The 26454-nt window shown below is 58.8% G+C and carries 23 protein-coding genes and 2 pseudogenes; 16 read left to right on the top strand and 9 right to left on the bottom strand.

All coding sequences use genetic code 11. The features are described from left to right. Positions 1-25 precede the first annotated feature (25 nt). The 8 genes and pseudogenes from QMK54_RS11675 to QMK54_RS11640 all read left to right on the top strand — a co-directional run. Positions 26-1360 carry an alkaline phosphatase family protein gene (locus tag QMK54_RS11675; RefSeq protein WP_320402531.1) on the top strand — a complete coding sequence of 445 codons (1335 nt, stop codon included), beginning with the start codon at positions 26-28 and terminating at the stop codon, positions 1358-1360. Next, positions 1342-2871 (top strand): ABC transporter substrate-binding protein, encoded by a 1530-nt coding sequence (locus QMK54_RS11670; RefSeq protein WP_320402530.1) that lies wholly within the window; start codon positions 1342-1344, stop codon positions 2869-2871. The genes QMK54_RS11675 and QMK54_RS11670 overlap by 19 nt, the downstream gene beginning before the upstream one ends. Next, positions 2868-3689 (top strand): ABC transporter permease, encoded by an 822-nt coding sequence (locus tag QMK54_RS11665; protein ID WP_320402529.1) that lies wholly within the window; start codon positions 2868-2870, stop codon positions 3687-3689. Before QMK54_RS11670 ends, QMK54_RS11665 begins: the two co-directional genes overlap by 4 nt. A 1-nt stretch (position 3690) precedes the next feature. Then, complete coding sequence (locus tag QMK54_RS11660) at positions 3691-4611, top strand: ABC transporter permease (protein ID WP_320402528.1); 921 nt, start codon at positions 3691-3693, stop codon at positions 4609-4611. 10 nt (positions 4612-4621) lie between these two features. Continuing rightward, a complete protein-coding gene (locus QMK54_RS11655; RefSeq protein ID WP_320402527.1) occupies positions 4622-6283 on the top strand; it encodes an ABC transporter ATP-binding protein in 1662 nt (553 codons plus the stop codon). Positions 6284-6674: 391 nt separating this feature from the next. After that, complete coding sequence (locus QMK54_RS11650; protein WP_320402526.1) at positions 6675-6827, top strand: hypothetical protein; 153 nt, start codon at positions 6675-6677, stop codon at positions 6825-6827. Between the two features lie 152 nt (positions 6828-6979). Then, positions 6980-7480, top strand: a complete 501-nt coding sequence (locus tag QMK54_RS11645) for an amidohydrolase family protein (protein WP_206606804.1) — start codon at positions 6980-6982, stop codon at positions 7478-7480. Between the two features lie 350 nt (positions 7481-7830). After that, a pseudogene (locus QMK54_RS11640) lies at positions 7831-8128 on the top strand (Arm DNA-binding domain-containing protein); the annotation flags it as partial. On the opposite strand, the pseudogene QMK54_RS11635 reads toward QMK54_RS11640, so the two are convergent. Further along, a pseudogene (locus QMK54_RS11635) lies at positions 8119-8301 on the bottom strand (helix-turn-helix domain-containing protein); the annotation flags it as partial. The pseudogenes QMK54_RS11640 and QMK54_RS11635 sit on opposite strands and share 10 nt — an antisense overlap. 365 nt (positions 8302-8666) lie before the next feature. Continuing rightward, positions 8667-9509: a helix-turn-helix domain-containing protein gene (locus tag QMK54_RS11630; RefSeq protein ID WP_206606786.1), complete on the bottom strand. Its 843-nt coding sequence runs from the start codon at positions 9507-9509 to the stop codon at positions 8667-8669. 101 nt (positions 9510-9610) lie between these two features. On the opposite strand from QMK54_RS11630, the gene QMK54_RS11625 reads away from it, so the two are divergent. From QMK54_RS11625 to QMK54_RS11615, 3 genes are all read left to right on the top strand, one after another. Continuing rightward, entirely contained in the window at positions 9611-11416 is a 1806-nt protein-coding gene (locus QMK54_RS11625; protein WP_110660977.1) for an acyl-CoA dehydrogenase, read from the top strand. Between the two features lie 58 nt (positions 11417-11474). Further along, on the top strand, positions 11475-12398 hold the full coding sequence (locus QMK54_RS11620; protein ID WP_223596786.1) for an SDR family NAD(P)-dependent oxidoreductase: 924 nt from the start codon (positions 11475-11477) through the stop codon (positions 12396-12398). Positions 12399-12480: 82 nt separating this feature from the next. Further along, positions 12481-13254: an SDR family oxidoreductase gene (locus QMK54_RS11615; RefSeq protein WP_223596784.1), complete on the top strand. Its 774-nt coding sequence runs from the start codon at positions 12481-12483 to the stop codon at positions 13252-13254. 112 nt (positions 13255-13366) lie between these two features. Here QMK54_RS11615 and QMK54_RS11610 read toward each other — a convergent pair whose 3' ends face one another. From QMK54_RS11610 to QMK54_RS11580, 7 genes are all read right to left on the bottom strand, one after another. Beyond that, positions 13367-13990: a c-type cytochrome gene (locus QMK54_RS11610; protein WP_110660980.1), complete on the bottom strand. Its 624-nt coding sequence runs from the start codon at positions 13988-13990 to the stop codon at positions 13367-13369. Beyond that, the gene (locus tag QMK54_RS11605) at positions 13983-14282 is read right to left on the bottom strand and encodes a hypothetical protein (protein ID WP_320402525.1); all 300 of its coding nucleotides are present in this window, start codon (positions 14280-14282) and stop codon (positions 13983-13985) included. The genes QMK54_RS11610 and QMK54_RS11605 overlap by 8 nt, the downstream gene beginning before the upstream one ends. A gap of 140 nt (positions 14283-14422) precedes the next feature. After that, on the bottom strand, positions 14423-14950 hold the full coding sequence (locus QMK54_RS11600) for a methylamine dehydrogenase light chain (protein WP_411740880.1): 528 nt from the start codon (positions 14948-14950) through the stop codon (positions 14423-14425). Positions 14951-14976: 26 nt separating this feature from the next. Further along, positions 14977-15573, bottom strand: coding sequence for a methylamine dehydrogenase accessory protein MauD (gene mauD / locus QMK54_RS11595; protein ID WP_159996661.1), 597 nt, complete (start codon positions 15571-15573; stop codon positions 14977-14979). After that, positions 15570-16115: a MauE/DoxX family redox-associated membrane protein gene (locus QMK54_RS11590; protein WP_320402524.1), complete on the bottom strand. Its 546-nt coding sequence runs from the start codon at positions 16113-16115 to the stop codon at positions 15570-15572. Before QMK54_RS11590 ends, mauD begins: the two co-directional genes overlap by 4 nt. Further along, complete coding sequence (locus QMK54_RS11585; RefSeq protein ID WP_223457176.1) at positions 16109-17323, bottom strand: amine dehydrogenase large subunit; 1215 nt, start codon at positions 17321-17323, stop codon at positions 16109-16111. Before QMK54_RS11585 ends, QMK54_RS11590 begins: the two co-directional genes overlap by 7 nt. A 77-nt stretch (positions 17324-17400) precedes the next feature. Next, positions 17401-18045: a hypothetical protein gene (locus QMK54_RS11580; RefSeq protein WP_110660168.1), complete on the bottom strand. Its 645-nt coding sequence runs from the start codon at positions 18043-18045 to the stop codon at positions 17401-17403. Between the two features lie 365 nt (positions 18046-18410). Between QMK54_RS11580 and QMK54_RS11575 the strand changes: the two genes are divergently transcribed. From QMK54_RS11575 to QMK54_RS11555, 5 genes are all read left to right on the top strand, one after another. Continuing rightward, the gene (locus QMK54_RS11575) at positions 18411-19412 is read left to right on the top strand and encodes a helix-turn-helix domain-containing protein (RefSeq protein WP_223596778.1); all 1002 of its coding nucleotides are present in this window, start codon (positions 18411-18413) and stop codon (positions 19410-19412) included. 373 nt (positions 19413-19785) lie between these two features. Continuing rightward, the gene (locus QMK54_RS11570; RefSeq protein WP_320402523.1) at positions 19786-20697 is read left to right on the top strand and encodes an NmrA family NAD(P)-binding protein; all 912 of its coding nucleotides are present in this window, start codon (positions 19786-19788) and stop codon (positions 20695-20697) included. Positions 20698-20785: 88 nt separating this feature from the next. Continuing rightward, complete coding sequence (locus tag QMK54_RS11565; protein ID WP_320402522.1) at positions 20786-22141, top strand: DUF1329 domain-containing protein; 1356 nt, start codon at positions 20786-20788, stop codon at positions 22139-22141. A 21-nt stretch (positions 22142-22162) separates the two neighbouring features. Continuing rightward, positions 22163-24025: a DUF1302 domain-containing protein gene (locus QMK54_RS11560; protein ID WP_110660165.1), complete on the top strand. Its 1863-nt coding sequence runs from the start codon at positions 22163-22165 to the stop codon at positions 24023-24025. Between the two features lie 67 nt (positions 24026-24092). Further along, the gene (locus tag QMK54_RS11555; RefSeq protein ID WP_320402521.1) at positions 24093-26453 is read left to right on the top strand and encodes an efflux RND transporter permease subunit; all 2361 of its coding nucleotides are present in this window, start codon (positions 24093-24095) and stop codon (positions 26451-26453) included. Position 26454: the final 1 nt, after the last annotated feature.

The following is a 26454-nucleotide window of genomic DNA, read 5'->3' as shown; positions in this document are numbered from 1 at the left end:
ATATTGAATTGCGATTATTTAAAACATGAAAAACATCAAACGCTGCATCCTCATCATGTGTGACAGTCTGCGTCGAGATTTGATACTTCCCGACAGCAGCCCTACGTTAACTGCGCTGGCCAATAATGCGTCCTGGTTTGCCAATGCCCGTGCAGTTTTTCCTTCCACTACTCGCGTCAGTTCGGCCTCCATTGCAACGGGATGCCACCCGGGCCGGCATGGCTTGCTTGGCAACAAGATGATCACCGAAGAGCGTCAGGGACTGCGTTGCCACAACGTTGGGGAACCGGTCTTTCGTGACCATCTGCAACGCGTCACCGGCCGCACATTGCGTGTTCCTACCCTCGCCCAGCGGGTGGCCGCCCATGGCGGCGCATGCATCATGTCCAATGTTTCCGCGGGGGCCGCTTACTTCAACGATCCGGACGGTTTTGGCGAAGTGTTCCATAGCGCCGGTTCCTATGGTCCCGGCCGCGAGCCTTATCTCGACGAGCGCGCATTGCCGATCAAGTCCGGCTGCATCGGCGACACGGAAATGACCGCGCGTTTCTGCAAAAAACTGCTCGAGCCCGATGCACCGGTCATCGCCACATTATGGCTCTCGGAACCCGATCACAGTGGGCACGGACACCCTTTGGGCTCACCGGCGCACTTTGCTGCCATCGCCAATGCCAATGCGTGCGTGGCCCGGGTGCTGGACGTCGTCGACCAATTGCGCGGCCGTGGAGAGGACGTGCTGCTGATGGTCGCGTCCGACCACGGCATGGAAACCGTGATCAACGAGATCGATGTCGGCCAGGCGTTGGTGGATGCCGGGCTCAAGGCTGCGGCGGACAGCGATGACGTGGTGATCGCCCCCAATGGCAGCTCCTGCATGGTCGCCATCGACCCACGCGTCGGATTTCTGCACAGCGCGATCGTGGATTTTTTCAACCGCCAGCCCTGGTGTGCTGCGGTCTACGAGAAACAGACGTTGACTCAACTCGGCCTGTCGCCCGAAGACGCCGGCAATACGCTCGCCGTAGTGATGCAGAGTTACGAGCAGGCCAATGAATTTGGCATACCGGGCAGCACCTGCATCGTCGCCGACGCTCAAGACCCGAAAAACTACAACGGATTTGGCCAGCACGGCGGTCTGGGCAATTACGAGCAGGCGCCATTCCTGATCGTGCAAGGGTCCGGATTCCCAACACAAAGCACCCATTACGGCCCTGCCAGCCTGGTGGACTTCGCCCCGACTTTCCTTCATCACCTGGGTTTGCCTTGCACCGACATGGATGGCAGCCCCCTTCAACTTCGCATTGGCGCTGACGACCACAGCGCTTCGAGGAGCCGTCTCTCATGCATCGCCGCACATTGATCCAACTGTTCGCCGCCGCGTCTTGCGCAGGGCTCTTTCCACCCTTGTTGCGCGCCGAGACAGGCGCTGCGCCCAAGGTGGGCGGCACGCTGAAAATTGCCCTGATGGGGCTGGACACCTCGGACCCGCACCGGCACTCAGGTTCCATTTCGGTCCAGCAGGTGTATGTCGAAACCCTGACCAGTGTGGCCAACGACGGCACGGTCAAACCCTTCCTCGCCGAACGCTTCGACGTCTCGGATGACGGCAAGGTCTACACCTTTTACCTGCGCGACAATGTGCAATTCCACAACGGCCGCACGATGACCGCGCAGGACATCAAGGCCAATCTGGAACGGGTGCGGGACAAAGTCAGCGCAGGCTGGTTGAGCACCGCGATGAAGCTGGTGGACACCATCAGCGTCACTTCTCCTCTTACCATCCGGATCGAGTTGAAAGAGAGCTTCGCGCCGCTGCTCAACCTGCTGTCCGAGCTGTGGATCGTGGCCCCGGAGTCGGAAGGTTGGGACGAGACCATTCGCCACCCGATAGGCACCGGACCTTTCACGTTCGGCACCTGGCAGGCCAACCAGCGCTTCTACGCCCCGGCGTTCAAGCAGTACTGGCAAGCGGGCCTGCCTTACCTGGACGCGGTCGACTTCGACCTGCGTGGCGATCGCGACAACAGCCTGTCGCTGCGCTCCGGCGACCTGCATGTGGCCTACGTCAACAACGAGCGCCTGCCGTCCTTGCGCAGCGACAACGTCGAAGTGCAGTTCCTGGGCGACACCTCGTGGTACTTCATGTCGTTCAACAACCGCAAGCCCCGTTCGCTTCTGCAGGACGTGCGCGTGCGTCAGGCGATTGCCCTGAGCATCGATAAATCGGCCTACATGAGCTTCATCGGCGGCCAGGAAGCGCTGATCAGCAATCAACTGACCCGGCCCCAGACGTTCTACTGGGACCAGGCTCTGGAACAGCGCGACACCTTCGCCCGACCGAACCTTGCACAGGCACGCGCGCTGCTGCAAAGCGCGGGGGTGGACCCTGCGCAACACACGCTGAAAGTCGTGTCCTGGCAGGCGGACTATGCCCAGGTCGCCGTGCAGATGGTGCGGGAACTGGGGTTCAAGATCGAGCATCAGGCGCTGGACGACATTGGCGCGCAACGCGCACTCGCGCAGTATGACTGGGACCTGGCACCCTTCCATTCCGGGCCCCGTGCCGACGTGTACCTGCGCTATGCACGCCTGCAGTCCCAAGGCCCGAGTCCGATGCTCTGGGGCGGCATTCAGGACCCGGAACTGGATCGGCTGATTGCGCAGGCAGTGGACGCCCCTTCGGCCAGCGTGGCTCGCGAGCGTTATCTGGGCGCCTGGCAGCACGTGATGGACAAGCTCTACACCCTGGGGATTGGCCACAGTGCCGATGCCATCGGGGTCGCGGCCAACGTGCACGGCTACCAGACGGGTTTTACCTGGAGCCAGAACCGCGTCGATGGTGGCCTGGCCCGTACGTGGTTAAGCGCATGAGCCGGGTTATCAAGCAATGGCCGTGGCTGATACTGGGACTTGCCGTCGTGATTGCCCTCCTGGCCCCCCTGCTGCCGACCCAGGACCCGTACTACCAAAACCTGCTGGCGCGCAATCTTGCCCCGTCGGCCCAGCATTGGCTGGGCACGGACAGCTTTGGGCGCGACGTTCTCGCGCGCCTGGTGGCCGGCACACGCCTGACGTTGCTCGTCGCCGTCGCCGCCACCGGCATCGCTTTCTTCGGCGGCGTGGGGTTGGGCCTGCTGGGTTGCCTTGCCGGAGGCGTGACCCGAACGGTGATTTATGCCGGCTTCGACATGATCCTCACGATGCCGGCCATTCTGTTGTCACTGGCCCTGATGGTGGCGCTTGGGGTTGGCACAGGTTCGGTCATCCTGGCGGTCGGCATCGCGTTCATGCCGCTGTTTGCCTATGTCACCCGGGCCATTCATGAGCGCGAGTCGGCCGCCGGTTATGTCACCGCCGCGCGAGTGATCGGGGTGTCGCCATTGACCATTGCCTGGCGTCACGTCCTGCCAAATGCCATCGGCACCCTGCTGACGCAAATCGCCATTGTCATGCCCCGCGCCATCACCACCGAATCCGTCCTGAGTTTCTTCGGCATGGGGGTCGCCCCCGACGTGCCGACCTGGGGCCGGATCATCGCCACGGCGGCTGGCTTTGCCGAGCAGGCGCCCCTTTCGCTGTTGTTCCCAGTGCTCGCCCTGGCTTTGACCACGCTCTCGCTGTCGCTGGTCGGCACTCGCCTGCACGACACCCTCGATCCCCTGAGCAAACAACTTGCTGCTGGAGCCTGACATGCAAGTCTTCTTGAAAACGGCGCCTTTTCTGCTGCGCAAGTTTCTAAACATAGCGGCCATCAGCTTCATCATCTTCATGCTGGTGCGAGCGGTGCCGGGTGATATCACGGATTACTACTCCGCCCGTGGCGATTATGACGCCAATGCCCTGCTCGCCTTGCGCCAGCAACTGGGGCTGGATGACAGCCTGCCGATGCAGTTCATGACCTGGCTCAAGGCGGCGCTGCACGGCGATCTCGGCGAATCGATGCGCTTTGGCACACCGGTCGCCAGCATGCTGCGCGACGCCTTGCCCAACTCATTGTTACTGTCCGGGGCGGCCTTGTTGTTCGGCCTGGTCACGGGCATGAGCGTCGCCGTGCTCGCGCTGGCCTTTCCCGCATGGCGCCTGGGCAAACTGCTGGAAAGCCTGAACGTCTGGTCGATTGCGGTACCGACCTTCTGCACCGGCGTCATCGTTATCCTGGTGTTTTCGGTCTGGTTGCGCTGGCTGCCCATCCGCGGGCAGCTGCTGTTGCCGGTGATCATTCTCGGCATCGATATCGCCGGCCAGGTGGTCAAGCCACTCTACGAAGAATTGTGCGCGACCACCCGGGCGCCGTTCATCCGCACCGCGAGAGCCAAGGGCCTGTCCAACTGGCGCATCGCCTGGCGCCACATCCTGCCCAATTCGCTGTCGGTGGTGGTGGCCATGTCCGGCGTCATCCTGGGTGGCCTGATTGGCGGCACTCTGACCATGGAAGCCCTGTTTTCCCTGCCAGGCCTTGGCAGTCTCACCCTCGAAGCCATTCACGGCCGCGACTACACCGTCATTCAGGCCGCCGTGATGCTGTTGGCAGCGTTTGTCGTCCTGATCAACATTGCCACCGCAGCGCTGCAGGCGTCGATCGATCCACGCCTGGCACGCCACCATGAATAAGGAACTCGCCATGTCCGGTCCCCTGCTCTCCATCCGTGACCTGAGTATTCGCTACGGCGACAAGACGGTGGTCAACGGCATTTCTTTCGATATCCAGCCTGGCGAAGTGCTGGGCGTGATTGGCGAATCGGGCAGTGGCAAGTCGCTCACCGCCCTGGCGGCACTGGGCCTGTTGCCGGACGCTCCACAGTTGTCCGGCGAGCTGCGTTACCGCGGTGAGGACTTGCTGCAGATGGCACCCGGGGGCTGGCGCAGGATTCGCGGTCGTCAGATCGCGATCGTCTTCCAGGACCCGATGACCTCACTCAATCCCTTGATGACCCTCGGCGCGCAAATCCTCGAAGCCATGCCGCCGGACCGGACACGCAATCGCGAGGAACGCACGTTGCACGCCACGCAACTGCTGCGCGAGGTCGGTTTGCCGGAGCCTTCGCGCCAGCTGTCGCGCTACCCGTTCGAGCTGTCCGGCGGCCAGCAGCAACGGGCAATGATCGCCATGGCGCTGGCCTGCGACCCGCAGTTGCTGATTGCCGATGAGCCCACCACCGCGCTGGACGTCACCACCCAGGCCCAGGTGCTGGCCGTGCTGCGCGATGTGCAGAAACGCCGGGGCATGGCGATGCTGTTCATCTCCCACGACCTCGACGCCGTGCTGGCGATGGCGGACCGGGTGGCCGTGATGCGCCACGGCGATCTGCTTGAACAAGGCACGGCCCAGGCCATTTTCAATGACCCGCAGCACGCCTATACCCGCGCCCTGACAACCGCGCATAAACGCCGGTTGTCCGGTGCAAGGCAAAAAAACACAGACAACGTGCAGGGTCTGCCACTTCCGCTGGTACGTGTGAACGGGGTCAGTGTCGAGTACGGCAGCGGGCGCAACCGCAAACGGGTGCTCCATGACATCAACCTGCAGGTCGCGGCCGGCAGCACACTGGGTATCGCTGGCGAATCCGGCTCCGGAAAAAGCACCCTGGCCAAGGCCATCATGGGGCTGGTCAAACCCGTTACAGGCCGCATTGAAGTGTGTCGCACCGACCCGGCCCGACCGACCGACCGCAAGGCGTTCGCGCGGACCTGCCAGTACATTTTCCAGGACACCGCAGGCAGCCTGAACCCCCGTCACCGCATCCTCCAGGCCTTGCTCGAAGCCGTGCAGATACAACAAGGCGGTGCCACCCTGAAAATTGCCGACCTGACGGCCCATTGCGCAAGCTTGCTCAGCGACGTCGGTCTGGACGCAGAACTGTTGCAGCGTTACCCCCACCAATTGTCAGGCGGTCAACGCCAACGCATCGTCATCGCCAGGGCGCTGGCCATGGAACCCAAGGTCCTGGTGTGCGATGAACCCGTGTCGGCACTGGACGCCACGGTTCGGCATCAGATTCTGGATCTGATCATGGACATCAAGAACAAGCGCAACCTGACGCTGATCTTTATCGGCCATGATCTGGCCGTGATGGAAGACATCGCCGATCAACTGATCGTCATGCAGCGAGGCTGTATCGTTGAGCAAGGCGAAGCACACTCGCTGTTCAGTGCACCGCGCGCTGATTACACACGGGAATTACTCCAGGCCAGCCACCTGTCACGGAATACGCCACTGACCCCATGTGCCGAGCCATGCGCAAATGGAGCAAGGCTCGTACAACTGGCGCACATCAATAGGTAATGGTGACTGGACTGTCTTCGAGTTCCTCCACACCGAACGCCTACTTCAAAAGCGAATTGGCAGAGTTGTGGGGAAATCGACGGCAATAGGCCTTGAGCGGGAGCTAACGGCCGATTCTATTGAAAAAGTCGCTCTGCCCAAACTGCCTGATCATTGACAGGTGAAAACGCCTTTTTTGCACGCTGCTACGTCCGCAAGCCTCTGCCAAAAGTAAAGATTTCAATCTCGAACGCGTACTTTTCTGATGTGCAAACGATGGCCGACTTTTTCAACAGAATCAGCCAAAAGCTGCCTTTCACCGAAGGTCTTCCATCAGCTAGAGACAGTTATCAGGTAAGCAGAAATCTGCTGCAGAATGAACCTTCAAATGGAGGAATAGGTTGGAGGTTGCATGGCGATGCCGACACCCTTTGGCGTGCCGGTGATAAGGATGTCGCCAGGCTCCAGCGTCAGCAAACATATCAATAATGATATGACCATCAATGAAACATGCAGCCCATTAGAAACGCATCTGATCAAGGAGACAGCCTATGACTTTGCTTGATGGTTATCACGCGACGCAGGCGCCAACGTAGCGATGCGGCGCATTGATGGACACGCTCACTATCATCCTGACCGTTATCGCAAGGAGGCAATCGAGGCTGGCCACTCGAAGCCTGACGGCATGCCCGAACTCCCTGAGTGGAGTCACTGCCATTGCCGGATATCGACGGCTCGCTACGTGAGCTCGAATACACGATGGACGCTCTGAAAACAGACGGCATTGTCATCGAGCGCAACCAGCATGGGATTTATCCCGGTGACGAGCGCCTCGATCCGATCTTCGCGGAGCTCGATCGACGCAAAGCGGAGTTGTTCATTCATCCGACTTCGCCAAACTGTCCCTGTTGCCAAAGACTGACCATGGGTTATCCCGCGCCGATGATCGAGTTCATGTTCGAGACTAGCCGCGCGGTTACCAACATGATCCTCAAAGGCACGCTGGATAAATTCCCCAACATCCGACTGATCACCGGCGCCACAATGCCGCTGTTGATCGACCGAATCATCGAGGCGTCGACGGTGATCGGTTTACCGGAACCGCTGGATTCCGACCATGTGTTCGGGCTCCTGCGCAAACTGCATTTCGATCTGGCAGGCTTTCCTATTCCGTGTCAGTTGGAGCTGCTGTTGCAGATCGCCGATCCGGATAAGTAGCTCTATGGCAGCGACTGGCCTTTCACGCCGGAAGCGGCCGTGCTGAAACTCGCCGGGAACATCGACAGCACACCGTTGCTCAGCCTGCCCTGCGGCAAAGAATTTTGCGCGATAACGCATTGGCACTGTTTCCACGACTGTCCTGACAGCACCATGCGACTGCTCGGCGCGTAGATCTTGCTTCCATCTCCTCCGGAAGAGGTGAGGATTCCACCGAAAGCCAGTCGTTTTGTAGGGGTAAAAACGACCAAAAATAAAAAAGGGGTCGCGAGATAAAATCTCGCAACCCCTTGAATTATATGGTCGGGACGGAGTGATTCGAACACTCGACCCCTAGCACCCCATCTCCTCTGACCGCCAACGATGCCGGCCGAATCCTCAGGGAGGATGGCAATCTGGCCGGTCGACTCTCAGTCCGCAAGGACGGCGTGACAGTCAGCTTTTTCTATCGGTATCGGTGGGGTGACCAGAACAAAGAGTACGCCTGCGGCGTCCTGGCCACGCAAATCCCTGACGGACATCCGCAAGGCCCGCAATCAGGCTCGAGCGCTCATTGATGAGCAGATCAATCCCAACGAGCAAACGAAAACAGCCAAGGCACAGGCATACGCCACTGCTAAGGTAGAGGCCGGACAAGTAAAGACGTCAATGGATACGTCCTGGTGTTCATTGTGCATCAACCGTCTTGCTTCTTTCAGTCGCAGCCATTTTTGGTACTGCAGAGGGCTCATTGCGGCGAGTTGACGGAAGTGGTGGTGAAAGGTCGGAGTGCTCATCTGCACACCGGCCGCAAGTTCATCGACGCGAAGCGCCGAAGCATGTCTTGCGGTTTCGGTGGAAGTTACGCTCTGAAATTGGACGTAGCCATGCATTGAGCGGTGAAAACACCTTTTTTTGCGCGCTGCCACATCAAATCTGAGCCCTGAACCTTCTGCGCAAAACACGAATTTCAATCTCAGACGCGCACTTTTTTGCAGTGGAAACCGAAGCCAACTTTTTCCACAGAATCGACCAAGAGCAGTCATCCAGCGATGGCAATGTTGATGAGTGGGGGCTATGGAGTTTGTGGCACCAACCTCGACATAGCCCATCGGCTACATGGTTCAAAACCGTAGCCGTTCTCTAGTATCAGGACGCTGAATTGATTGTGCCAATGGCGTTAACCATGCGGTTGAGCGGCTGCCACTCAGTAGAACAGCAGGGGATGTTCTAGGGGGGTAAGCAGCAGCTTTTCAAGGCTCAGTGCGGCATCTTCGGGATAGAGGGTGTTGATGCTGAGCCTAGGTTCGGTCATGTAGGCCGCCGGGCCAAGTGCGCCAACCATCTGGCTGACACTATAGAAGCCCCTGACCATTCCCTGATGCTGAATTTTGACTTTGAAGCTGGCTCTGGGCTCGAGTCTGGAGGCGCGTATTTTCCAGTCAGTTGGAACGTTGGGGTAGTCAAGAATGCGCTTCAGGGTCTGATTTTCCTGATCGCTGCCGTTGAGCATGACATGCTGCTTGAACGCCATGATCACCAACGACAATGCGTCTTGCCATTCCTCGCTCAGCGCGCCATCGCTGCCGTCGTTGAACAGAAAGTCATACAAGTTGACAGTTTGCCTGAGCCGCTCGGTATCGACTTTGTCCTGATAGAAGCCTACCCAGGCCTTGTTGACCATCAGGATATTGCCCGCGCCATCAGTCAGGGTGGATGGATACGGATCCAGTGTCTGCAATGTTCTGAGCATTGCAGACCTTAACCACTTGAGATCCGGGCTGTGAAAGTCCTGCGCTATTTCATTGGTCGCGTAGCCCGCAGCAATGCGCAGATGGCTGCGATCCCTGCGGCCAAGCTTTAGCGCGTCCGCGATGTGGTCGGTCAGCACCTCACTTGGCTTGCTTATCCCGTTTTCCAGGCGACTGACATGTCGAGTCGAGGTGCCGACCATTTCGGCCAGTTGCTCCTGGCTCAGCCCGAAGACTCCGCGCCAGAACCTGAGAAAGTCAGCAAAGCGCTGTAAGTGTTGTGTCTCGGCCATGTCCATTGTTGCGAGAAATCCCTTCTATCAGACATCCCATGTCGTGGTGACTGGGGCCGGCCTCGGCAAAATGGGCGGGTCTCGTCCATTCTTCGCGGAGTAATACCATGGCGGCCTCCATACTAAACGTCAGAGATCTGCATTTCTATCTGTTCGAGTTGTTCGATGCGCAAGCCCTGACCGCCCGCCCGCGCTATGCCGAGCACAGCAAGGAAACTTATCTGGCGGCCATCGAAACCGGGCGCAAGATCGCGCAACGCTACTTCCTGCCAATCCGGCAGAAGGTGGATGTGCAACAGCCTACGTTCGACGGCAAGCAGGTGCACATGCTTCCCGAGATCAAGCCTGCAATCGATGCTGTTATCCAATCCGGGCTCGCTTGCCCGCAAGCCGATTATGAATTGGGTGGCATGCAATTGCCGGCCATTGTTGCAAGTGTGGCCACTTCTTTCCTGTCAGCTGCTGGCAGCACCACACTGGGTTACACCAGTCTGACCAATGCCAACTGCAATCTTATCGAGGCCCACGGCACGCCCGAACAGGTCGAGAAGTGGGTCGTGCCGATGCGTCAGGGCCGGTTCGCCGGAACCATGGCCATGACCGAGCCGTCGGCGGGCTCGGGGTTGGCAGACCTGACGACCAGCGCGACCAGGACTGAAGAGGGTCGTTACCTGATCTCTGGCAACAAGATCTTCATTTCTGGCGGTGATCACAACCTTAGCGAAAATATTGTTCACCTCGTCCTGGCAAGGATCAAAGGCGCGCCCAAGGGCATCAAGGGCGTATCCCTGTTCATTGTTCCCAAGTATCTGGTCGATGAAACAGGTGCGGTCGGCAGCCGCAATGATGTGAGCCTGGCTGGCTTGTTCCACAAGATGGGTGGGCGCGGGCAAACCTCCTGTGCGATCAACTTCGGTGAACAGGGCGGCTCGATCGGCTACCTGGTAGGTGAGGAGAATCAGGGTATTCGCTACATGTTCCACATGATGAATGAGGCACGCATCATGGTCGGAACCAGCGCCGCACTCACAGCTTTGAGCGGTTATCAGTACTCCCTCGACTACGCGAAGGAGCGGCGACAGGGGCGTTTACCTTCGTCCAGGGATCCGCTCTCTGCGCCCGTGCGAATCATTGAGCATGCGGATGTGCGGCGCATGCTGTTGGCACAAAAGGCCTATGCCGAAGGTGCCTATAGCCTGTGTCTGTTTGGTGCACAACTGGCTGACGACGTGCGCACTGCTCCTGACGAGGCCGAGCGCAGAAGCGCAAAGGTACTGCTGGATTTCCTGACGCCGATCATCAAGTCCTGGCCATCCGAATATGGTCCGCGGGCCAATAGCCTGGCGATTCAGGTGTTGGGTGGACATGGCTATACCAATGAGCATCCGGTCGAGATGTTCTACCGCGACAACCGCCTCAACTCGATCCATGAGGGCACCTATGGCGTGCAGTCGCTTGACCTGCTCGCACGCAAGGTGCCCGCCGACAATATGGCCGGATACACGAACTGTATCAGCAGGATGCGTGACGACATTGAGACGGCCACCCAGCACCCGGCATTGCAGGAGCCTGCGGCTGCGCTTCTGGTCGCCATTCAAGTGCTTGAGGAAACCACCGGTGCTGTTCTTGGCGGCATGCAGAAACTGCACATCGACTTGGCGCTGGCCAATTCGGTCAAGTACCTGGAGCTGTTTGGCAACGTGGTTGTGGCCTGGATGTGGCTCAAGCAAGGCATAGCCGCGAGCGCTGGCCTGGCCAGGGATCCGCATGAGGATGACCGAAACTTCTACCTGGGCAAGTTGCAAGCCCTCAAATACTTCTACGCCTACGAACTGCCAGAGATACAGGTCTGGAAACAGATTCTGTGCGACTTCGAAGATGCCTTCTACATGGCCCGAGAAGAGTGGTTTTGATGGCTGCGGCGTACCTGGTTTGTCCGTTGAATAACCGTATCAATCGCAGAGGTTTCATATGAGTCAGCAAAGTATCGATTTCACTGGGCGTGTCGCCATCGTCACCGGAGCCGGAAACGGACTCGGACGCTCCCATGCGCTGGCATTGGCCAGGCGCGGTGCCAAGGTGGTGGTGAATGATCTGGGAGGCGCCCGTGACGGCGCGGGTAACTCGTTGCAGGCTGCAGACGAGGTGGTTGCGCAAATCCAGGCCATGGGCGGCGAAGCCATTGCCAACGGCGCCAATGTTGCCAACTTTTCTGAAGTCGAGGCGATGGTCGCGCAGGTCATGGAGCGTTGGGGGCGGGTCGATATTCTGCTCAACAACGCCGGAATACTTCGCGATAAAAGCTTCTCCAGGATGGACCTGGCCGACTTCAGGCTGGTGATGGACGTGCACCTGATGGGCTCGGTCAACTGCACCAAGGCCGTCTGGGAAATCATGCGGGCGCAGAACTATGGGCGAATTGTCATGACCACCTCCTCTTCCGGTCTCTACGGCAATTTCGGTCAGTCGAATTACGGTGCGGCCAAGATGGCGGTTGTAGGGCTCATGAATACTTTGGCGCTGGAGGGACAGAAACACGATATCCGGGTCAATGCGCTGGCCCCCACTGCCGCCACTCGCATGACCGAAGATCTATTGGACAAGACGGTACTTGAACTCTTGACCCCTGAGTCGGTTACCGCAGGCGCGCTAATGCTGTGCCACGAGGGAGCACCGCAGCGCACGATCCTCTGTGCCGGTGCAGGTGGCTATGCCACTACGCGGATTTTCGAGACCAATGGCGTGTTCCTCCCACCTGCCTTGCAGACCCCTGAGAGTGTGCTGGCGACCTGGGACGTTATCTGTGACACCACAGATCAATGCGCCCTGGAGGCGGGCTTCAAGCAGACAGAGAAGTTCCTGTCCAAGGCTGCCGCCAGCTTCGGCAATCAATGAGATCGCACGCCTGAGCGGCGCATCCAATTCAATTCCTGCGCTTGTCCGGTTGACGGACGGGCGCGTTTTTCTCGGAGGCAGTATGCAGGATCTATTCAGTTTGCAAGGTCGGGTGGCGCTGGTCACCGGTGGGGCGCGAGGGATTGGCGCGATGATCGCGCGGGCGTACCTGCAATGCGGGGTCAAGGTGTACATTTCATCGCGAAATCAGGATGAGCTGGCGAATTTTACCAACGCTGTTGCAAGCCTTGGCGAGTGCGTTGCGATCCGTGCTGACCTCTCCAGCCTGGAGGGCATCGAGTTTTTGGTCGATGAGATTGGCAAGCGTGAGTCCGGCCTGGACATCCTGGTTAACAATGCCGGCGCTACCTGGGGCGCGGAGTTTTCCGTGTATCCAGAGGCGGGTTGGGACAAGGTTGTGGATCTGAATCTGAAGTCACCGTTCTTTTTGACGCAGCGTCTGCTCGGGCTGCTCAAAACTGCGGCTAAAGCAGAGACTCCGTCCCGGGTGATCAATATTGCCTCGGTCAACGGCCTGGTAAATCCCGGAGTCGATAATTATGCGTACTCTGCCAGCAAGGCAGGCCTGATTCACCTGACCCGGCATCTCGCGGTTGATCTGGCTCCCGCTCATATCAATGTCAACGCCATCGCGCCCGGCTTTTTTCACACGAAAATGACGGCTTACGCGGTTGAGCAAGATATAGGCTCAATCATGGCCACGGTCCCGAGGGGGCGTCTTGGCAATCAGGACGATATGGCTGGCGCTGCCATCTTCCTGGCATCCAGGGCCTCTTCCTGGATCACCGGACATACGCTGGCGCTGGACGGTGGTCTGGTCGCAGCCGCCGGTTGATCAAATAGATTTCAGCGATACTCATGAGACTCTGTGACAAGCCGCAATAGAAAGCCCCCTCCGCTGGCAGCGGAGGGCTCACGGATAACAGCGTCAGCTTTGGCCGGTTGCCTTACTTTGGATCAACACCCAGTGTTCCTATGAAGTCGACCACGGCTTGCCGTTCTTTGTTATTGATCTGGGTAGCAATGGCTTGCATCCACTTGCCCTGGATATCGGAATACTCATCTGCCCCCCGCCAACCCTGAGCGTAATTGTTCAGCTGCTGATCGATATACCAGCCGTCAAGGATTCGCAAATCAGGTGCCTGCAGGTGTGCATAACCTTGGGCAAATTGGCCGTGGCAAGCCGCACAGGTATCCTGATAGCGTGCTGCGCCAACTTTGGCAGTGGCACTGTCAGACTGTGGCGCCTTGGCCAGTTGCAGACCGGCGTAGTGCGCGGCCAGACTGGCAAGCTGCTCTTCACTGAGGCTCAGGGTAATCGCACGCATGCTCTGCCCCGCCTGATCCTGTTGAGCGTAACCGCGCCGGCCGGCTTTGAAATTCAGCAGCTGACGAGCCAGATATTGTACGTTCTGCCCCGCCAGGCGCGGTGCGCCCAACGCCTGATTACCCTGGCCTTCTGCGCCGTGGCACACCGCACAGGTTGCACTCAGTGCTGCAGTGGGCGCCTCCGTCGCCTGGGTGGCGAGCGGAGCCAGAAACAGTAAGGCCAGGCTGGTCATCTTATTCATCTGCGAATGCTCCACTGTGCTGCTGTTGCTCACGCTGAACGATCTGTTCAAGCAGATGCGCTTGAATGACTGATGGGCTGGCCAGGGGATGCTGACGCAAGGTGCCTACTTCAGCAGCGGTATAGGGTTGAAAATCCGCCGGTATCTGTGCCGCACTGAAGCTGCCGAGCATCCAGTTCAGCAAGCGTGCCAGATCAGAATCGGGCAGCGCCGTCTGGGCGGTCCCCGGCACCTGCACCAGATACTCGCGACCGCCCGGCACACTGAGAAAGCTGCCCATCCGATTACGCAAATCTGGCACCTGTCGTGCGGGAAAGCCGCTGCCATCTGGTAAATGGCAACCCTGACAATTGAGCATGTAATCGACCTGAGCCGGCTCGGTCGCCCAACTGCAGCTGCTGGACAGGAGAAGCCCCAGAGCAACTGCGCGAATCATTGTTCCTTCACTCCTATCACGACCGACAGCGAGCAGTGATAAGGCACATTCGCCTGGCTGCCGGTACACCAATTGAGATCGTTCGAGCTCTGCGGCCGATAGATCGGCGTGTCGCCCTGATCTCGCTGGCAGATGCAGCGCCCACAATTACTTTTGCCACAACAGTCGTTGTAGGAAATGACGTAGTCCTTGCCGTCCGTAGGGTTTCGGCAGGTGCCGATCCAGGTGATGTCCGACTTCACGGTGCCAGGCGGACAACTGCTAGCCGTGCCACCGCAACATCCACAGAGAAAACCGTCGATCGCACAATGTCTCCAGTAGTCGCAGCTATTGGGATTGCCTTCTTCAGCAATGCCCGTGGAGGCAAAGGCACTGTTGCGATAAACCGGCAGCAGCGTAAAGGCGCCCGCACCGATCAACAGGGTGCCCAGGCCGCCGAGAAAACCTCGACGCGACGTGCTGCGAGCGGTCTGTCGGGTGAGTTTTTCGGTCACTTGATCAAGCCAATTGTTTTCCATCGTCATTGTCCTCGATGCGTGTGCCTGGCAACTCAGCCATGTGCCGCATGAAATTGTTGAACCGTGGCGTAGCCGAGGCTTTTCGCCTCGAACAGGCTGTCCAGATGTTCGCGGGTATTGATCAGGCCGTGTGCGGTCACCTTGCCCGAGGCATCAATCAACACCCCATAGGGCAGCTTGGCGATCTGGTAAGCCATGCCAACCTCGGGAGAGAGCAAATACGCAAACTCATTCAGCCCTTCACGCCGAATGAAGGACAACTGTTCGGCTTCGTCACCATCACTGGCCAGGATCACGCGCAGCCAGGCACGTTCCTTTGCCTGGGCCGACTTGAGCACCGGCAGCAAGGTCTTGCACACCGGGCACGTCGGCGAAAGGAAGAACAGCAGTGTCGAGAGTCCGCCAGCATCGACGCCAGCCAGACTCAATGCACCGCCGGTCAGGCTCGGCAGATTGAAGACTGGCGCCTCATCCCCGACCTTGATCACCTTGCCCAGCGACAGCGCCCCTACCGGGCGGATGCGTTCGTGCAGCAGACCAATTTGCCGGGTCAGGGCCAGCACCGTCACCAACAAACCGATGATGGCCAACCAGGAAAGGCTAATGGCAACAACCAGTGCTTCAATCATAGAGAGAGTTCTCGGGCAGAGTTTTGGTTGGCAATCAGGGTATTGGCCAGAAGGTAGAAGGCGCTGCCGGTAAGCACCACGCAGCCAATCACCAGCCAATCGTAGAAAACCAGGATGCGGCCGCTCGGCGGCAGCAGCAGATTCAGGGTGAGGAGCATGAGAATCAGGTTGCGCCATACCAATGGCCAACTGACTGCCTGGCGGCGGGCGCCTGCCTGGCAACCGCAGTCGGCAATGCGCCGGCCCTGCAACAGGCTCTGCGCCATTGCAAGCGCATAGGTCAGCAACAACGCCGCCGCGAGCCACACAACGAAGGGCTGCCGGAAAGCCAGCAACCCGCCGGCGGTGCCTATCTCAAGCCATGGCAACAGCAAGGCAACTGGACGAACCAACCCTTGCGCAAGCACGTCATAGCTCTGCAACACCGCCTTGAACCCAAGCGTGTCGCGTAATTTGTGCCAGCCTGCAGCCCCCAGCAGCAGGGCCATGCCGACACTTATGGCGGTCAACCAGACCGGTTCGCCGAGCAGGCCGATCACCATGGCAGCACCATGTTCAGATATCCATAAGGCAGCCCGGTGATGGTGCGCAGGTGCGCACCGCTCTCGACATCGTAAAGATTGATGTCCTGCTGCAGACGACGCAGCACACCATCCTGGCCCTCGGTTAAATAAATCCAGGCACTGGCCAGCCAGGGCATCTGCAGCACCCAGTCCACGCTGTAAAGTCGTGGCTGGACGCCGGGACTGACGCCGATAGAGATGCTCTGCTCCGCCAGTTTGATGGTCTGGATTTTTTTGCCCTGGTTCGCATCGAAGACCCAGACTTCGGTGCCCGGTTCCTGGAAGGTGTCTGGCCCGCCTTGGTGCATCAACACGAACAATCGGCCGCTCGCTGCATGTACGGCGGTGTGCTGAATGCCGCTCATGCGCCAGTCGTCCTTGCGCTCATCCCCGCTAAGCAACGACCACTGCCGGGACACGCGCAACTGATCCGGGCCCATCTGAATGGCATACACCTGACTTTCGCGAGAAACGAAATACCAGGTGTCACCTATCCGCGAAGCCGAAGTCGACAGCAGATCCTTGAGCGGATCGAATAACGGTTTGCTGCGCTGCTGGATCAGTACCTGACCTTGTTCTCCCAGGCGCAGGTGAAGAAATCCGCCGTCGCCGCAGATGGCATAGAAGTCACGCTTGCCGGCCGGATAGATCGAGGCGCAGCCGGGTGTCTCCACCTCGCTGACAAAACGATCGGCATCCAGATCGACGATACTGATGGACTGCGCCGGGGTAAAATTGAGCACCAGGAGAAAACGCTCGTCGTCCGACAACACACTCAAACCCGTATTGCCCAAGGCGTTGATGCGCTTGGACGGAATCGGGATCTCCCGTTTGGGCGCGAGGGTCAACGGGTCATAGACCGTCACCATATCGCTGCGGGTTCCACGGGTGCCGCGACTGAAATAGGTTTCGACGGAAAACAACTCATTACGCGACTGCGCAGGCAACAGGCTGTTGAACCAGAAGCCGGTATCAAGCTGGCCCAGCATCTTGCCGCTGTCATCGAACAAAAAGGCTCGACCATCGAGCTGCGTCGGCGCTCGATTGCCCCATACCCAGAACCAATGCTGACCGTCATGGGCTGCCAGGGTTTCGACCCTGGCCTGCTCCACCGCAATATCAGCCAGTGCCAAGGGCAGTTGCAGTGAAGTGCCCAGCATGAAATAGCACGCTAAACGTTTGAACATATCGACATTACCTACCTACCCAGAAGCTATTGAAGTTGGCTGCGATCGGGGTTTTCTCGCTGTGTATGACGGTGGGCCTATGCCATTCCCTTCTTGCGCGCCAGGGCGCGATACACATAGAAAATCTCTGTAAAAATCAACGACCAGGCCAGGGTTTCAATCACCCACTTATTGAAAAACACCGCAGTGTCTTCATTGGGCAGAACCATGAAGTCCTGGATAGCGGCGACAAACAGATTCAGGACGATAAGCACGATCATCAACCAGCCGTGCAAGATCAGCTTGTATTTGAATGCTTGCTGCACGATACAACCGCAGAAGATTAAAAAGAGTACGGCTGCCAACATTGAAGCGACCGGCAATGCCGCCCGCATGAAGTCCAGCGTTTCAAAGCCGTAACTGAGAACAAGCGCGACGACAAAAACCAGAATCTCCTTACCTTTGGACAATTCAAAGTTATGCGTCACTTTCATTAATCCGATGGCACCAATAACGGTGACACCAAATAATTTTGAGAACGTATCCAGGTAATGCCAGACATAGGCGGAAAATTCAAAGACACCGGCCTTATCTAAAATCACGTTGGTTGCAGACACGGCCAGAAAGAACCACTCGTAGCCCAACATATCGTTTTTCAACTTGAGAAAGCGGTATCCGTAATAAAACCCGACCCACACCAGGGACGAAACAGCCGCGTAAATCATCATATCTCTGCTAGACATTGCCGCTGTCCTTTTTGTTTTGACCGGGAGGATTTGATTACCCACCGGCACTGCAGCCTATGGGCTGGCTTAAACAGCGCCAGCGCAGGTCATCGGCCTCCTCGGCAAACGGGAATAACCTGATGGCCGTAGTGTCAGATCAACGCCCAGCCAGGTGTTACCCAATATCCGCATAGAGTAAATTGCGTTTATTGGCTAACGCTGGCGCTGCCAATCGCTTAGGCTGCGCGAGACCGATCGTCAGTGCACTTTCAGCACGATGGGCGATTACAGGAGTAGTGGTGATACGCGCCGCATGGGATAAAGGCGCTTAGTGCTCGGCGGAGTAACCGCCAGGAATCGTATGTTGTCCAAGGAGATTGCCAGTGAACACCAGCGGCGGCCTTTGCTCCCCTACTCCATTGATCGCGACTGATCCCGTCGTCGTCAGCGTTGCAGAACTGCATGACGTTGATGACTATGGCGCGACCCTGCCTGGCTGGTCCAGCGAGGTCCAGCAGTTGAGCAACGGATTCTTTGCCGGACGCTGCAGCCTGGTGAGCTTTGCCGGCATGCAACTGTTTCGCGAAATCACCTCCCAGCGCATGTGCGTTAAGTTCGCCACCAAAGCCAATTCGCGCTCCATTGCCCTGCCGCTGTCGTTGTCCCAACCTGCCCTGTTCAGTGGCACCGAAGTCAATCACCGGGAAATCGTCTGCTTTGCCGAGGATGAAACCTTTACCTACTACACAGCACATTCAAGCGACTTGCTGACCCTGAGCTTCGATACTGACGTCTTCACTGCCTATGCAGATCAAATCAAAGATGCCGATGTCGCTCGCAGCCTTGATAAAACGGCCTTTCTAAAAGTCATGCCAGATCAGGCTGCGCAGCTGCAAACATTTCTGCAAACCGTACTGACCGTTCTGCTCAACAACCCAGGCGCCTTGCAGCACCAGCATGCACAGGACTCACTGACTGAATCCATTTACACACAAGTGCTCAAGTTGCTTGGCAACGGCGACAAACTGTGCGCATTCGCCATGCCCAAACATCGCTATGCCCTGGTTGCACGGGCGCGTGAATACCTGTTTCACGACCCCCAGGGTGAGAGCTTCACCATTGCCAGGCTTTGTCACTACCTGGGAGTTGGCTCACGCACCCTGGAATATGCATTCCAGGACGTCCTGGGCATGACCGCAGTGGCTTACTTACGCGCATTGCGACTCAACTATGTGCGGCAGGACATCAAGTCTGGCGGGCCACAGACTTCCGTGCTGGATATTGCTGCGCGCTGGGGATTTTGGCATCCGTCGCATTTCAGCGCAGATTACAAGCGCCTGTTCGGCGATCTGCCATCCGAGACGCGCCGACGTTATGCCAGTTAACGTGATGTTGCTCCTGACTAACCAGCCCGCTATTCCTGTGCACTAACATTTCGCCCAGTGCGATACTTTTGAATATAAAGCTATTTACCAATTGGATAATAGCGCTGGAGCACTCAGTGACCGGCGCTAATTCTGCACGCGCGCAACACATGTCGCCGAAGCATCGGTTAAGTGCGCCCGGCAATAATTCAAACATCGTAAACACTGCGATTTTTGGCTAACGCCTGCGCCACAACCACACAAATAATCGAACCAACACGTTGCAATGCGCATTGAGACTTGATGCACCACTACAACTTGCGCGGGCGTCAGTGGTCATTCCATCGTTACCGGCAAGGCTGAATATTTAATCAATCATCAGGACTTATTGACTGTGAACAAAACAAGCAGAGTGCTCATTCTGGGTGCCACGGGAAATATTGGTGGACTGACCGCTCAAGCACTGGCGGTAAAATACCCAGCTATAAACTTACGTCTGACCAGCAGCCGCGACGCCGGGTGCGATTTACTGCGTGCCCTGCATCCACAGGCTGAAGTACTTAAGGCCGACTGGTACGACCCCGGTAGTCTGCCCGCCGCTTTTACCGACGTAGACAAGGTGTTTATTGTCTCGCCGGATTTTTACACCGACGAAAATATTGTCACCCCCAACCTGATTAACGCCATTCAGGAAGCCGGCTGTGTTGCCCAGGTACTGCGTTTGATCTCCCTCCCGCCAGGGCTGACGGCTGATCAATTGGAGCCGGACATTCTGGCCACCCGCTGTGGGGCCAACCTCTCGGTTGTCGCGAAGCCACTATTTGATGCCAGTGGCTTACCCATGACCTACCTCAATGTTGCCAGTTGGCTGATGTTCAATGTGCCCTGGTTCCTGGCTGCCGAGATTAAACAACACCGGCGCCTGGCCATGCCGCAGGCCACCCATGCATCACGCCTGTGGTTGTCTGAGTGCGACGTTGCCGCAGCCGCCGCCAGGATCCTGGCAAGCGATGCCGCTCTCCATGTGGGTCACGAGTATCTGCTTACCGGCACTGAGCGCATCGACTTTACCCAGCTCGCCGAGCTACTGGGCGAAGTGATCGGTGAGCCGGTCACGATGGTGGACGATGACCAGCCCCTGCGCACCGCCACCGGAGAGGCCTTTGATTTGCTCATGACCTACTTCCGGCATGAAACCCGCGATTACCTCGACATTCCTGTCACCGACAGCTTTGCGCAGTTGACCGGTCGACCTCCCATGGCCTTGCGCGACTATCTGATAGCCAATCGAACCCTGTTTATCTGATTCACTGGCGCCGCTGGAAAGCTGTGCGAACGCCGCCCAGCCCTGCGCTCCGACCTCTAACAATAATAGGAGACACCTCGTGAATAGCATGTTCAAACGGACTTTGCTGTTTAGCGCCCTGCTTGCATGCTGGGGCCTGAGCACGGCACAGGCGGCCACTTCAGCTGAACTGGAGCAACTCGGCAAACAACTCACCCCCTTCGGTGCGGAGCGGGCTGGCACCGTGGATGGCAGCATCCCGGCCTGGGAGGGAGGCCTGACCCGAGCCCCAGCTGGCTGGGAGCCCGGCCATGGTGACCCCTATGGGGCTGACAAGGTGCTTTTCAGCGTCAATGCACAGAATCTCGCTCAACATCAGGCAAAGTTGCCCGCCGGACAGATTGAACTGATCAAGGCCTATCCCGGCTACCGCGTGGACGTTTATCCGACCCATCGCAGTTGCACCTTCCCGGACGCCGTGGCGCAGCGCACCAAACAATTCGCCGCACAGAGCAAGGTTGGCGCTGACGGTTGGCAGTTGGAAGCCGCGGCCGGCGAGGCGATTCCGTTTCCGCTACCAGTCAGCGGTGTGGAGGCGATGTGGAACTACAAATTGCGCTACATCGCCAAGGGTCGGCAATTCGATGCCGCGTTTCTGATGCGGGACAAAGGGGGGACGCTGACGCAAGTCGAGCAGAAATCCTACGAGTTCTACCCCTATAACGACCCGGCCGTAAAAGCCCCGGCAGATACCGGCAATATCGAAGCCATGCTGATGTATGACCTGCTTTCACCCTCGTCCCGGGCAGGCGAGATGTACCTGGTGCATGCGCAGTTGGATAAGCCGCAGGATGCCTGGATCTACTTCCCTGGCCAACGCCGCGTGCGGCGCGCACCCTCCTTTGCCTACGACAACCCGATTGCTGGCTCCGACAGCCTCTACTACGTTGACCAGATCAATATGTACACCGGTGCGCTCGATCGTTACGACTACAAGCTGGTCGGCAAAAAGGAAATGATTGTTGCGTACAACTCTTACAAGTTGGTCGATAAGTCGAACAACTATGAGCAGTTGATCGGTCAGGACTACCTCAATCGTGACGTGCAGCGTTACGAGCAGCACCGGGTCTGGGTGGTGGAGGCAACGGTGAAAGCTGACAAGCGCCACTCCCTGGCCAAGCGGGTGTTCTACTTCGACGAGGACAGCTGGGCATTGCTACACGTCGATATGTTCGACGCCAAGGGCAATCTTTGGCGTGCCCAGGAAGGCAGCGTCTGGGCCAATCCACAGATCCAGGCATGCACCTCCATCGAGTACGTCAGCTATGACCTGATCGCCCGTCGCTACATCGCCGACGGCTTTACCCAGGAAGGCAAGGTGCTCGACCTGACCGCAGGCCTCGAAGGCCGGGTCAACGACAAGATGTTCAACTCCGACGAACTGCGTCGCCGCGGCGAACGTTAAGTCCGACCTGAGGAAAAGCTCATGCATAACAAAAATAAAGGCGCGGCCCTTGCCGCGCCGGGCTTCCCGCGTGTCAAAAACAACCTGCCCCTGGTGATGATGGCGGCCTGCGGCCTGGTCTGGAGCGCGCCGGGCCACGCGTTTCGCTTCGGCTCGGACGCGGGGATATCCGGCAGCCTGGATTCGAGTCTGTCCTATGGCTTCGCTCAGCGCCTGGAGCCGCAGGACTGCCATATCCTCGGCGGCGACAGCGGTGGCTGTAACAACGGCACCCAGACTCAGACCGGGCGCTTCTACAATCTGAGCAAAGGTAATGGCTACGCCAACGCCGATATCAGCTACAGCAATGCTGACGATGGCAACCTCAACTACAACAAGCACGATGTCTTCTCCCAGGTGATCAAGGGCAACCATGAGTTGAGCTTGAAACTCGGTGAGGGTTGGAGCGCACTCGGCCGGGTCGCCTGGGCGAAAGACTTCAAGATGGATGACACCCGAAACACCGACCTGGACAACGACGCCAGGCGCGAAGCCACCGAGCGCTTGGAGTTGCTCGACCTCTGGGTGGCGAAGAGTTTCGACCTGGGTGAGATGCCAGCCAAGGTCAAGGTCGGCAACCAGGTGATCAGCTGGGGCGAGGAAATCTTCGTGACCGGTGGCATCAACCAGATCAACGCCATCAACCTTGCGAACTACCACACCCCCGGCACCCAATTGAAGGAGGTGTTCATCCCGGCACCTATGGCTTCGTTCAACCTCGGGCTGAGCGAGACCCTCAGCGTTGAGGCCTACTACCAGTTCAAGTGGAACGCCTATGGCATCGACCCGGTGGGCACCTACTACTCGGGGAGCGATGTGGTGGGTGAAGGCAATCTGCCGATCTACCTCTCGACCAGCTTCGTCAACAATGTCTTCAGCCCCTTGCTCGGCCTGACTTGCGCCGACCTGACGCCCACGGGACGCTGCGGCGCGCCAGGCATCAGCGGCCTGAGCGACGAACAGATGTTCGCCACGGGGCTGGCGATTCCCTACGCCGGCAGGCGTGAAGCGAAAAACAGTGGGCAGTACGGCATCGCCCTACGCTGGACGGCGGAGGAGATCGAGACCGAGTTCGGCGTGTTCTACCAGCGCTACCATGACAAGTTGCCCTTCGTCGGCTACACGGCCACCCGCTCCCCCGATACCCTGCTGGTCGACAACTACTTCATCAACTACGGCGAAGACAAGAATCTGTTCGGCCTGTCGATGAACACCATGGTGGGACCGGTGGCTGTCGGCGCGGAGCTGTCCTACCGGCCCAACGACAGCGTGAGCATTGATCCCCTGGTGCCCTTTGGCGCCGCCTTCACCGGCCAGTTCAATGAATTCAGCGTGTACGACAACGGCGTCAGCAAGGGCTATGTCGAAGAGAAGAAATGGCAGGCACATGTGAATGCCGTCTACAGCTTCTCCGCCAGCGACCCGCTGGGCTTCATTCCCAGGAGCCTGGGCGCCTCCGATGGCTTCCTGCTAGCCGAGGCGGTCGTCACACACTATCCGGATCTGGACACCTCGGGCGAGACGCCATACCTGCTCCCGGACTATTCACTGCCGGACAAAACCTCCTGGGGCTACGTCGCCGAGATGGGCATCAACTACCCGAATGCGTTCGGTAGCGGTATCACCCTCACGCCGCAGCTGGACTTCTACCACGACGTCAACGGCACCACGCCGAACGCATCGCCGTTCGTCGAGGGCCGCAAGTCGCTGACCAGCGCCTTGCTGTTCAACTACCGCGACCGTTGGAAGGGTGGCCTGCAGTGGGTGCAGTACTGGGGCGGCGGCGACAACAACCTGATGACTGACCGCGATTTCATCAGCGGCAACATCTCCTACTCGTTCTGACCGCCGGCGTAAGGCGGGCCAGTCCCGCCCTGCTCCGTTCGCTTGGTAATTTCAGGAAGGCATAACCATGCTGACTTCCCTGGTGCTCGGCCTCGAGCGCTTCTTCTTCCGTCATCGTCTTGCCACCCTCGGCGTGCTGGCCTTGATTACCCTGGTGATGGGCGGCTTCGCCGCGCAGCTACGCATGTCTGCCGGCTTCGACAAGCAGCTGCCGCAGCAGCACGAGTTCATCAAGACCTTCAACCAGTACCGCGACGTGCTGTTCGGCGCCAATCGCATCATCGTGGTGCTGCACGCCAAGGACGGCGATATCTGGAACAAGGAGGCGCTGACCAAGCTCAACGACCTGACCCAGACCCTGTTCTTCATGCCCGGCATCGACCGCCGCACGGTGACCTCGCTGTGGACCCCGAACACCCGCGCGGTACAGATTACCGAAGAGGGCATGAAGGCCGAGGATGTGGTGGGAGGCGACGTCACCGTGGCCACTCTGAACGACCAGGCCATAGTCGGCATTCGTGAGCGCACCCTGGTTGGCGGCTTCGTCGGCAGCCTGGTGGCCAACGACTACTCCGGGGCCATGGTGCTGGCCGAGCTGGCCGATCCTGACCCGCAGACCGGCCAACGCCTGAACTACCTGGAGTTCAGCCAGCGCCTGGAGGACGAAGTGCGGGCCAAGTACGGCGACGACCAATACGAGGTGCAAATCATCGGTTTCGCCAAGCAGATGGGCGACATCGGCGCTGGCGCCACGTCGGTGATGGGTTTCTTCGCCCTGGCGTTCCTGCTCACCGTGCTGGCGGTCTATTGGTACACCCGCTCCTGGGCGTTGACCTTCCTGCCGCTGTGCTGTTCGCTGGTGTCGGTGGTCTGGCAGTTCGGCACCATCACGCTGCTCGGCTTCGGCCTCGACCCGCTGGCGATCCTGGTGCCTTTCCTGGTGTTCGCCATCGGCGTGTCCCATGGCGTGCAGCAGGTCAACTTCATCTCCAAGGAGGTCTGCGCCGGCGCCGATGGCATGACCGCCGCGCGCCGCAGCTTCTCCGGCTTACTGATTCCCGGCACGTTGGCGCTGATCACCGCGTTCGTCGGCTTCGCTACGCTGGTGCTGGTGCCAATCCCTATGATTCGCGAACTGGCGATCACCGCCTCGGTTGGGGTGGCCTACAAGATAGTCACCAACCTGATCATGCTGCCGGTGCTGGCCAGCTATTTCCGCTTCGATCAGGCCTATGTGACACGCGTCGATCGACTTCGCCGCGGGCGTGACAGCGCCATGCTCAAGCTCGGGCGCATCGCCGAGACGCGTAATGCGGCAATCGGGGCGGTGCTGTGTCTGGTGCTGCTGGTCGCCGCCGTGTGGCAGAGCCAGGGTCGGCATGTCGGCCATGTCCTGCCGGGCGCGCCGGAGTTGCATATCGACTCGCGCTATAACAAAGACGTGGAAAGCGTGGTCAGCCATTTCGGTCTCGGCCTGGATCTCTTCACAGTCGCGGTGGAAACGCCGAAGAACAGCTGCTATCAGCACGAGGTGATGGCCTACATCGACCGGCTGACCTGGTACCTGGCCAATGTGCCGGGTGTTCTATCGGCGCAGTCGTTGCCTGTACTGACCAAGCTCTCGGCCTCCGGAGTCAACGAGGGCAATCCGAAATGGGTGGCGCTACCGGCGGATGAGCTGTCACTCGGTGAAGCGGTGCGCCAGGTACCCGAGGGGCTGCGGCTGTACAACGCAGATTGCAGCTTGCTGCCGGTCAACCTGTATCTGGCCGACCACAAGGCCAGCACCCTGAAAACCGTGGTGGAGGCCGTTCAGCAATACCGCGCCGAGCACCCAATGGTGGGGGTAAACGTGCGCCTCGCCAGTGGCAATGCCGGGGTGCAGGCGGCCACCAACGAGATCGTCGAAAGCTCCGAGCTACCGATGATGCTCTACGTCTACCTGACCATCGTGCTGCTGGTCTTTGTGGTGTACCGCGACTGGCGAGCGATGGTCGCCTGCTGCCTGCCGCTGACCTTGGCCACCTTTCTCGGTTACTGCTTCATGAAGGCGCTGGATATTGGCCTGACTGTCGCCACTTTGCCGGTGATGGTGCTCGCGGTCGGCATCGGCGTGGATTACGCCTTCTACATCTATAACCGTCTGCAGTTGCACCTGGCCGAGGGGCTGGACATCGCCAGCGCCTTCAAGCTGGCGCTGCGCGAGGTCGGCGTGGCGACCATCTTCACGGCCATCACCCTGTCCATCGGTGTGGCCACCTGGTCGTTCTCGGCGCTGAAGTTCCAGGCTGACATGGGGCTGCTGCTGACCTTCATGTTCATGGTCAACATGCTGATGGCGATCACCCTGTTACCGGCCATCGCAGTGATGCTGGATGTGCTGATTCCGCGTCGGGGGCCGGTTTGCGCGCCTCTGGTTGCGCACTGAT

The sequence above is a fragment of the Pseudomonas sp. P5_109 genome (assembly GCF_034009455.1).
Lineage (GTDB): Bacteria > Pseudomonadota > Gammaproteobacteria > Pseudomonadales > Pseudomonadaceae > Aquipseudomonas.
The sequence above is the reverse complement of the archived record's forward strand: the minus strand, read 5'-3'. Positions and strand labels throughout refer to the sequence as shown.

Excerpts from the sequence above, each read along its gene's own strand:
- QMK54_RS11665 (WP_320402529.1), top strand. The coding sequence starts at position 2,868 with ATGAGCCGGGTTATCAAGCAATGGCCGTGGCTGATACTGGGACTTGCC.
- QMK54_RS11625 (WP_110660977.1), top strand. The coding sequence starts at position 9,611 with ATGGCGGCCTCCATACTAAACGTCAGAGATCTGCATTTCTATCTGTTC.
- QMK54_RS11675 (WP_320402531.1), top strand. The coding sequence starts at position 26 with ATGAAAAACATCAAACGCTGCATCCTCATCATGTGTGACAGTCTGCGT.
- QMK54_RS11610 (WP_110660980.1), bottom strand. The coding sequence starts at position 13,990 with ATGAATAAGATGACCAGCCTGGCCTTACTGTTTCTGGCTCCGCTCGCC.
- QMK54_RS11590 (WP_320402524.1), bottom strand. The coding sequence starts at position 16,115 with ATGGTGATCGGCCTGCTCGGCGAACCGGTCTGGTTGACCGCCATAAGT.
- QMK54_RS11555 (WP_320402521.1), top strand. The coding sequence starts at position 24,093 with ATGCTGACTTCCCTGGTGCTCGGCCTCGAGCGCTTCTTCTTCCGTCAT.
- mauD (WP_159996661.1), bottom strand. The coding sequence starts at position 15,573 with ATGATTGAAGCACTGGTTGTTGCCATTAGCCTTTCCTGGTTGGCCATC.
- QMK54_RS11630 (WP_206606786.1), bottom strand. The coding sequence starts at position 9,509 with ATGGACATGGCCGAGACACAACACTTACAGCGCTTTGCTGACTTTCTC.
- QMK54_RS11600 (WP_411740880.1), bottom strand. The coding sequence starts at position 14,950 with ATGACGATGGAAAACAATTGGCTTGATCAAGTGACCGAAAAACTCACC.
- QMK54_RS11580 (WP_110660168.1), bottom strand. The coding sequence starts at position 18,045 with ATGTCTAGCAGAGATATGATGATTTACGCGGCTGTTTCGTCCCTGGTG.
- QMK54_RS11660 (WP_320402528.1), top strand. The coding sequence starts at position 3,691 with ATGCAAGTCTTCTTGAAAACGGCGCCTTTTCTGCTGCGCAAGTTTCTA.
- QMK54_RS11565 (WP_320402522.1), top strand. The coding sequence starts at position 20,786 with ATGTTCAAACGGACTTTGCTGTTTAGCGCCCTGCTTGCATGCTGGGGC.
- QMK54_RS11560 (WP_110660165.1), top strand. The coding sequence starts at position 22,163 with ATGCATAACAAAAATAAAGGCGCGGCCCTTGCCGCGCCGGGCTTCCCG.
- QMK54_RS11585 (WP_223457176.1), bottom strand. The coding sequence starts at position 17,323 with ATGTTCAAACGTTTAGCGTGCTATTTCATGCTGGGCACTTCACTGCAA.
- QMK54_RS11650 (WP_320402526.1), top strand. The coding sequence starts at position 6,675 with ATGGCGATGCCGACACCCTTTGGCGTGCCGGTGATAAGGATGTCGCCA.
- QMK54_RS11615 (WP_223596784.1), top strand. The coding sequence starts at position 12,481 with ATGCAGGATCTATTCAGTTTGCAAGGTCGGGTGGCGCTGGTCACCGGT.
- QMK54_RS11670 (WP_320402530.1), top strand. The coding sequence starts at position 1,342 with ATGCATCGCCGCACATTGATCCAACTGTTCGCCGCCGCGTCTTGCGCA.
- QMK54_RS11620 (WP_223596786.1), top strand. The coding sequence starts at position 11,475 with ATGAGTCAGCAAAGTATCGATTTCACTGGGCGTGTCGCCATCGTCACC.
- QMK54_RS11655 (WP_320402527.1), top strand. The coding sequence starts at position 4,622 with ATGTCCGGTCCCCTGCTCTCCATCCGTGACCTGAGTATTCGCTACGGC.